This window comes from Rahnella perminowiae (genome assembly GCF_019049755.1).
Lineage (GTDB): Bacteria > Pseudomonadota > Gammaproteobacteria > Enterobacterales > Enterobacteriaceae > Rahnella > Rahnella perminowiae.
On sequence record NZ_JAFMOS010000620.1, the window covers coordinates 24,844 to 32,325 of the forward strand.

A 7,482-nucleotide genomic window follows, 5' to 3' on the forward strand; every position below is an offset into this window, starting at 1 on the left:
ATAGCTGTGATACCTGAAACATTGTCAGCGAGCGGAGCACGCAGTTTAAGACGTGGAGATTCCAAAGAGGGCTCGTCATAGCCCTCTTTGGTCGGTTTAGGCATGAGAGGCTGTGTGATAACTGTTATTGAAAAACCGAAATTGTCTCAATCCTGCACTACGCTGCAAGCGAAAAAGCCCTCACGGCAAGTGAGAAACCGCTTCGATGTCCGGTCTGACATCAGATCCCCGCCAGGTATCCCCCGTCCACATACAACACCTGCCCGGTGATATAGGCCGCTGCCGGACTGCTCAGAAACACGGCTGCGCCGATCAAATCATCCAGTTCACCAAATCTTCCCAGCGGGATTTTTGCCTGCATCTGCTGGCACCAGCTGGCGTTATCATAAAACTCAGCGGTGAGATCTGTTTTGAAATATCCCGGCCCGATGCCGTTCACGCGGATGTTTCTGGCGGCCCATTCTGTCGCCAGAGTATGTGTCAGGCCAACCATGGCCGATTTCGATGCACCGTAGGCAGCCGCGCCGGGCACCCCGACCTGGCTGGTCAGGGAACACAGGTTGAGAATGCTGCCGCCGCCGTTTTCAGCCATCAGACGCGCAGCGGCCTGGGCACAGAAAAATGCGCCTTTGAGATTAGTGGTCAGAATGGTATCCCATAGCACTTCGTCAACCTCCATTGAGGGACATAATTGTTCGGTACCGGCATTATTAACCAGCACATCCGGTGGCGCGGACAGGGAGGCGAAAGCGTCGGCAAAGGTGGCGGGTTTTGTGACATCCAGCACCAGCGGTGTGGCATCACCGCCTTGCCGGCGGATCTGCTCACAAACGGTATTCAGGGTGGTGATATCGCGTCCGCTGATCGTCACGCGGGCCCCCGCCTGTGCCATGCCAGCAGCCAGTGCCTGACCGATGCCGCGTGAACTGCCGGTGATCAGCACCCGCCTGCCTTGCAGCGAGAAACGTTGCAGGGAGAAAGGAGATATCATAATGGTTGCTCCGCCGGGCTGATCCCCGTCAGCCATTCGCTGAATTCATCAGTGTCTTCAACCGGTTCGCTCCCGAGCATCATTGCCATCGCCAGCCCGAGGGCGGAACTGGTCTGTGTATGGCCGCTGAATCCCCCGGCGCGTAAATCAAGGACCAGCGTCGGGCAGCAGAACATGGCGAGGCGGAAAATCCGCTGCCAGTGGGGCGGCAGCCAGCCGCGGCGGGCGAGTTGCGCCAGTAACGGCTGCCAGTATTCCTCACCTTTATCGCGTAAAAATGCGGCGCGCAGCGGGGTTAACTGCCAGTTATGATCGACATATAATGTGTCACCCCGTCTCATGACGGTTACTTTGTAAAGTTCGCCGCAACGGGAAGGCTCATACAACCATAACGGATGGGCAAAAATGTTGTGGAAGGTGGCTTTTACTTCCGCCAGCAGCGCCGGAATATTGCGACCGGCAAACGCCGGGTCGAAGCTGACCAGTTGCGGAATTTCCTCCGAAGTGTCGTACCAGACATTCGCATTATGCGCATCACCGTGCGCGGTAATCACACCGTGGCCGGCCAGCGCTGCCGGTGCCAGGCGGATCCCGGCTTCAGTGAATAATTGCCGCAGGCTGTGCTGATAGGTCACGCCGTTGATCACCCAGCGCAGGTTGCTCAGTGTCTGCCATTCCAGTTCTTCATCTTCCAGACGGAAAGTTTTACCGACATAAAAACGGGCCACACGGCCACCCAAACCGGCAGTGATTTCCGGGTTTTCCGGAGAAATCAGACGGTGATAGAACAACTGATGGACAGGTTCGGCCGCCACCGCACTGACCAGGCCGGGCTTCAGCGTCGGCAGGGTGTGAGTCAGAATATCGCGGTCGGCGCGACGCTGCGCTTCTTCAATTTCTGCTTCCTGATCCCACGCCTGTTGTTGTTCGATATCGCGGCAGATGTCTGCCATGCGCCGGTCATGACGCAGGGTGTACATCAGGATCTGCCGCCCCGGCTCGCCGCAGGCATACACCGGCACGTCTACCCGAAAGCCGCTTTCACGCAACAGTTCCGCGTTGTAATACTCCTCAATGGTTTTATCTTCCCCTTCTTCATTGTGATATTTGAAGAACAGGGCGCGGCCATCATCAAGGGTCACGGTGCCGTTGAGGGAGTTGAGGCTGTACTGATCGCGGTTGATGGTTAGCTGACCGGCTGCCACGCCGGTCACTTCGCCGATAAGCTGGCGCAAAACGTCCGCTGCCTGCTGCCATTCTCCCGCCTGCACTAACTGACGCGCCTGCGCGGCCAGCGGTTCACTGCCCGTCATATTGCTCATCATTACTGGCCTTTTTTGTTGAGGATCTCAGTGCGTAATGCCGATACCGCCAGCGCGTGGCCGGGGAATCCCTCATACAACGCAAAGGCGTGCGCTTTATCGGCCAGCGGCTGATAGCCTTCGCGGGTGACGTAGCCTACGGAGATCCGTTTCATGTAATCGAATACAGACAAAGGTCCGACAGTTTTGGCGGCACCGTTGGTCGGCAGAACCGCATTCGGTCCGAGAACGAAATTGCCCAGCGTGATCGGCGTGTAATTACCGAGCAGTATTTCACCGGCATTACGGATTTTGCCCATGACAGCCATCGGTTCCTCGGCCAGAATTTCCAGATGCTCCGGCGCGTACTGATTAACAAATTCAACGGCGGCGGCGAAATCTTCGGTCAGCACTACGCCGCCATGCGTTCCGCACAATACGGCCTGGGAGAATCCGGCCCGTTTTTCGTCGAGCTGTGCCCAGTAACCGGGCAGTGCGGCGATGGCCTGTTCCGCGACCCGACGGCTGCTGGTGACCAGATACGCCGAAGAGTCCGGGCCATGTTCAGACTCGATAATCAGATCCAGCGCCGCCAGCGCGCCGTCCACACTGTCATCAGCGAGGATCAGACTTTCGCTCGGACCTGCCGGAACGCCGGGGTCGATAAGACCGGAAAGCTGACGTTTGGCCGCCACCACCCACGGGCTGCCGGGGCCGACAATTTTCAGGCATTTCGGCACGGTTTCAGTGCCGAACGCCACGGCGGCCACGCCCTGTGCGCCGCCGCATTTGTACACTTCGGTGATGCCAACCAGACGTGCGGCCACCAGCGTGGCGTCATCGACTTTACCATCCGGCCCCGGCGGGGTAATGACAATGGCGCGTTTTACGCCTGCCACCACCGCCGGAATGGTGGTCATCAGTAATACGCTCGGGAATGAGCCTTTACCGCGTGGCACGTAACATGCGACGGAATCGATCGGCACATGCCGGTCACCGGCAAACGCGCCCGGGCGGATTTCTTTCATCCACATATCTTCCGGTTTTTGTGCTTCATGGAACGCACGGACGTTTTCGACGGCGAAGCGGATCGATTCCACCACCTGCGGATCGAGGCGTTCGAATGCCGTTTCGAATTCCGTGTCTTCCGCCAGAATGCTCATATGCGGCACGCTAACGCCGTCGAAATCGCGGGCAAAACGGCGCAGGGCGGCATCACCTTCGGTACGCACCGCTTCAATGATCGGCGCGACGCGCTCGGTGAAAAAGGATAAATCGGCTTCTGTACGTTTGAACAACTCCGCTGGCAGTTCGGAAGAACCACTCAGATCATGAAAAGTCACGGCTTGAAAAGGTGCAGACATGGTCAATCTCCGGTTATCAGGCCAGTGCAGCGCGGGGATGGCCGCTGCGGATAGTATGCAGAACCTGGCGTTGCAGGTCGGTGAATTCAGGGCTGGCGGTCAGTTCCTCACGACGCGGACGGGGTAGCGGCACGTTGTAAGTCGCCGCAATCGTGCCGGGGCCCATCACCACAATACGGTCAGACAGATACACCGCTTCTTCAATATCGTGTGTGACGAACATGACGGTCAGCCGGTGCTGTTCCCAGATGCCGGTCAGTAATTCCTGCATCTGGTGGCGGGTCATGGCATCCAGCGCGCCAAAGGGTTCATCCATCAGTAAGATTTTAGGGCGGTAAGACAGTGCACGGGCGATGGCGACGCGCTGTTTCATGCCGCCGGAAAGCTCCGCTGGCCAGGCATCAGCAAACGATGTCAGTTGCACCAGTTCGAGATGCTCACTGGCCTTTTCACGACATTGTGCGCGGCTGAATCCGGCGGCTTTCAGCGCAAACTCAATGTTTTGGCGCGCCGTCAGCCAGGGCAGCAGGGTGTATGACTGAAACACCACGCCACGGTCAATGCCCGCGCCGCGAATGGTTTTGCCGTCCACCTGAACGTCGCCGCTGTCGTAATCTTCAAGCCCGGCCGCAATTGACAACAACGTACTTTTACCGCAGCCGGACGTACCGACCACCGAAACAAATTCGTTGTCTGCCAGCGTCAGGCTGATGTCGTGCAATACCTCGCGCGTTTGCCTGCCAACCTGAAAACTTTTGTGCAGATGGGAAATGGTTAACACCGACATCAGGCACGCCTCTTGTTGTAGCGGAACAGTACGCGCTCCAGTGCACGCATGATCTGATCGCTGATTAAACCCAGAATACCCAGCAGCAGGATGTAACCGATGATGGTGTCAGTCTGGAAGAAACGTTGCGACACCACGATGCGGTAACCGAGGCCCGAAGTGGATGCCACCAGTTCGGCCAGCACCAGCCACGTCCATGCCCAGCCAAGACTGATGCGCAGGGCATCCCAGATGCCCGGCAGTGCGCCCGGTAACACGATACGGAACAGGATTTTTCGATCCGGCATGCCTAACGTGCGGCCTAAACCGACAAAATCGCCGGGTACCCGTTTCACGGCGTCAATCACCATCAGAACCTGCTGGAAGAAGGTGCCGATCCAGATAATCAGGAATTTTTGTACATCGTCAGTGCCGGTCCACAGAATGGTCAGCGGTACAAACGCCACCACCGGCATATAACGGATGAAATCCACCAGCGGTTCGGTCAGCGCTTTGAAGAAGCCGTAGCAGCCCGCCAGCACACCAATCACAATCGACATCACCGAGGAGATTGCGAAGGCAATACTGATGCGGTACAGGCTGCTTTTAATGTCGCTCCACAGCGTGCCGTCCTGCGCCAGACTGACCATCTTCAGCCAGACATCGGTCAGTTTGGGCAGGAAAATCGGCGGGATCGCGCCGCTGCGGGTTGCCAGTCCCCAGGCAAGAAACAGGACCACGAACAGCGCCACGGCGATGCCGACGAACAATTTGCGCGACGGCAGTCGGCCAATCACCATCAGATTGAGCGGTTTACGACGTGAACTCATGGCAGGCTGTTCACGAAGCTGGCGTCAATCACTTGCGCAGCCGTTACCGGTTTTGGAATAAGCCCGGCGGCCGTGGCGGCTTTGAGCACGTGCGCAAAGGTCTGGCCGGAGAAGGAATGGCTGAGTACCTGTTTGTTTTCCGCCAGCGAGTAATATTTCACGCCGTCAAACGCGGTTTCCAGATCAGCCGGTGTTGCGCCAACCGCTTTGGCGATGATGGCGCGATCCGCCGTGGTATTGGCCTGATAGTGGGTCAGGGCGGCGTCCCAGCTTTTAATCAGGGCGGCGATTTGCCCCGGTTTTTCTTTCAGCACCGAATCACGCACCACCAGCACATCGCCAATCAGTCCGGGATCGGAAGAGCCGCTGTAGAGCATTTTCAGTGACGGGTCCTGCTTTTTCGCGGCAGAAATATAGGGTTCGTAAGTCACGGCGGCAGTCACACGTTTAGCGATCAGCGCGCTGCCCGCTGAATCGGCTGGCATCGGCACTGGTTTGATATCACTCCATTTCAGACCGGCGGCATTCACCGCACTGTGCAGTAAAATATCGCTGGTCGTGCCTTCTTCAAAGGCTATCTGTTTGCCTTTCAGATCCTTAAGGGTAGTGATGTCTTTGCCGACCAGCAGGGCGTCAGCGGTTTCACTTTGATCCAGCAACAGCACGACTTTTATGGGTAAACCGGCGGACACCATCGCCATTGCGGTATGTGTGGCAATATTTGCACCGTCAATCTGGCCGCTGGCTAAAGCGGCGTTGATGTCTTTATCTTCGGCGAAGTTAACGATATCGACCTTTTCCAGCCCCTGCTGTTTAAAAATGCCCTGACTTTGCGCGACATGCCACTGGCCGTAACCCAGCCAGGGCTCAATGCCCATTTTGAAGGTGCCCGCTTCGGGTGCAGCGGCTGAGGCGCTCAGGCTGAATGTGCCGAGGGCACTAAGGCAGCAGGCCAGTGCCAGTTTGTTTTTGAAAAAGCCCGTAAGGGTCTGAGAAGGTGACATAATTTCCTCGCTTGGTGTGGGAAGAGAAAAAGACGGCTAATAAAAATCCTAATGTGCAACCCTGTATAGACAAGCTGATAAAGCAATTACCACGCCACAGTTGAAATCGCGGAAGGAAATCATGCAGGGCATTGATGTTATACATTTTTAGATAATTGATGAGAAGAAGGTAAACGAATTTATAATTAAAAGTGATAATGTGCACCACAACATGACTTTCTTTGCTCTCTCAGGGTGCAGGAAAAGCGATTGTGCCCTAATAGCGCACAGGGTTTCAGCTGGCTCTGGCTTCAGGAACGGGGATTAATGCCTGTTTAAGTGCATTGGAGAATAAAGTCATTACAGAATTAAAAGGTGCACCTTTTTTCAGTACCAGACTGAACGGTGTAGCAATCTCAATATTATCCGGCATCAGTGCGCGAAGTTTTTGTCCTCCCATAAAGGCACTGGCATAATGTTCCGGCAGAAATCCGAGATAATTCCCCGTCATCAGTAACATGGTAACGGCTTCGACTTGTACCGCAATGGCATGTGAGGAAGTGACATCCGAAAAGATATTTTTCTTGCTGTGATTAGCATAAAAATGATTCACCATTTGTGATGATTTGATCTGCGACTCTTTTATTTCACTGGCAGGAACACTGAACAGCGGGTGTTTATTTCCGCAATAAAGGTAGGCCATTTCGTGATAGAGAAAGTAATAATCAAACTCGGGTTTTTCCTGATATACCGGCATAATACCGCAGGTGAAACGTCCGTCGATAATCCCGCGTTCAATCTCGTCCAGCTGGGTGGCGTGCAGGCGTATACTGACCTTCGGAGCCTGGCGATAAATCTCGCCTAATGCACTGATTACCGGCGATTGCGGGTCGGTGATGGTGTTATCGATAATACCAATGTTCAGCTCGCCGAACAGCTCGTGACGGGCGTGATTGAGTTTGTCGCGAAACTGATTAATGGATGAAAATAAATCCAGGCATGCCTGATAAGCCACTTTACCGTGTTCGGTTAAATAAAATCCTTCGCGCCCCCGGGTACAAAGTTTCATGCCAAAACGGATTTCGAGATCAGAGATTTGTTTGCTGATCGCCGCGAGTCCAATATTCAGTTCGTTGCATGCTGCGGTAAAGCCACCGGCTTCCACCACGGTTTTAAAGACGCGCAAAAGCTTTAAATCGGCGACGCCAAGGTTGTGCTGATTAATATCACTTTTTGCGGGTGATGTG

The 7,482-nt window shown here is 55.3% G+C and carries 7 protein-coding genes; all 7 read right to left on the reverse strand.

The window, feature by feature from the left end:
* Positions 1–220: 220 nt before the first annotated feature.
* Positions 221–991, reverse strand: coding sequence for an SDR family NAD(P)-dependent oxidoreductase (locus J1785_RS21270; protein ID WP_217138624.1), 771 nt, complete (start codon positions 989–991; stop codon positions 221–223).
* Complete coding sequence (locus J1785_RS21275; RefSeq protein WP_217220603.1) at positions 988–2,313, reverse strand: hypothetical protein; 1,326 nt, start codon at positions 2,311–2,313, stop codon at positions 988–990. Before J1785_RS21275 ends, J1785_RS21270 begins: the two co-directional genes overlap by 4 nt.
* 2 nt (positions 2,314–2,315) lie before the next feature.
* A complete protein-coding gene (hisD, locus tag J1785_RS21280) occupies positions 2,316–3,656 on the reverse strand; it encodes a histidinol dehydrogenase (RefSeq protein WP_129951252.1) in 1,341 nt (446 codons plus the stop codon).
* Between the two features lie 16 nt (positions 3,657–3,672).
* Positions 3,673–4,443, reverse strand: a complete 771-nt coding sequence (locus tag J1785_RS21285; protein WP_129951253.1) for an ABC transporter ATP-binding protein — start codon at positions 4,441–4,443, stop codon at positions 3,673–3,675.
* Positions 4,443–5,252 (reverse strand): ABC transporter permease, encoded by an 810-nt coding sequence (locus tag J1785_RS21290; RefSeq protein ID WP_129951254.1) that lies wholly within the window; start codon positions 5,250–5,252, stop codon positions 4,443–4,445. Before J1785_RS21290 ends, J1785_RS21285 begins: the two co-directional genes overlap by 1 nt.
* Positions 5,249–6,256 (reverse strand): ABC transporter substrate-binding protein, encoded by a 1,008-nt coding sequence (locus J1785_RS21295; RefSeq protein WP_217220592.1) that lies wholly within the window; start codon positions 6,254–6,256, stop codon positions 5,249–5,251. The genes J1785_RS21290 and J1785_RS21295 overlap by 4 nt, the downstream gene beginning before the upstream one ends.
* A 274-nt stretch (positions 6,257–6,530) precedes the next feature.
* On the reverse strand, positions 6,531–7,482 hold a 952-nt coding region (locus J1785_RS21300; protein WP_238483315.1), incomplete at its 5' end, for a LysR family transcriptional regulator.

What these genes read in the sequence shown, in the direction of transcription:
- J1785_RS21270 (WP_217138624.1), bottom strand. Translation starts at nt 991, where the DNA reads ATGATATCTCCTTTCTCCCTGCAACGTTTCTCGCTGCAAGGCAGGCGG.
- J1785_RS21275 (WP_217220603.1), bottom strand. Translation starts at nt 2,313, where the DNA reads ATGAGCAATATGACGGGCAGTGAACCGCTGGCCGCGCAGGCGCGTCAG.
- hisD (WP_129951252.1), bottom strand. Translation starts at nt 3,656, where the DNA reads ATGTCTGCACCTTTTCAAGCCGTGACTTTTCATGATCTGAGTGGTTCT.
- J1785_RS21285 (WP_129951253.1), bottom strand. Translation starts at nt 4,443, where the DNA reads ATGTCGGTGTTAACCATTTCCCATCTGCACAAAAGTTTTCAGGTTGGC.
- J1785_RS21290 (WP_129951254.1), bottom strand. Translation starts at nt 5,252, where the DNA reads ATGAGTTCACGTCGTAAACCGCTCAATCTGATGGTGATTGGCCGACTG.
- J1785_RS21295 (WP_217220592.1), bottom strand. Translation starts at nt 6,256, where the DNA reads ATGTCACCTTCTCAGACCCTTACGGGCTTTTTCAAAAACAAACTGGCA.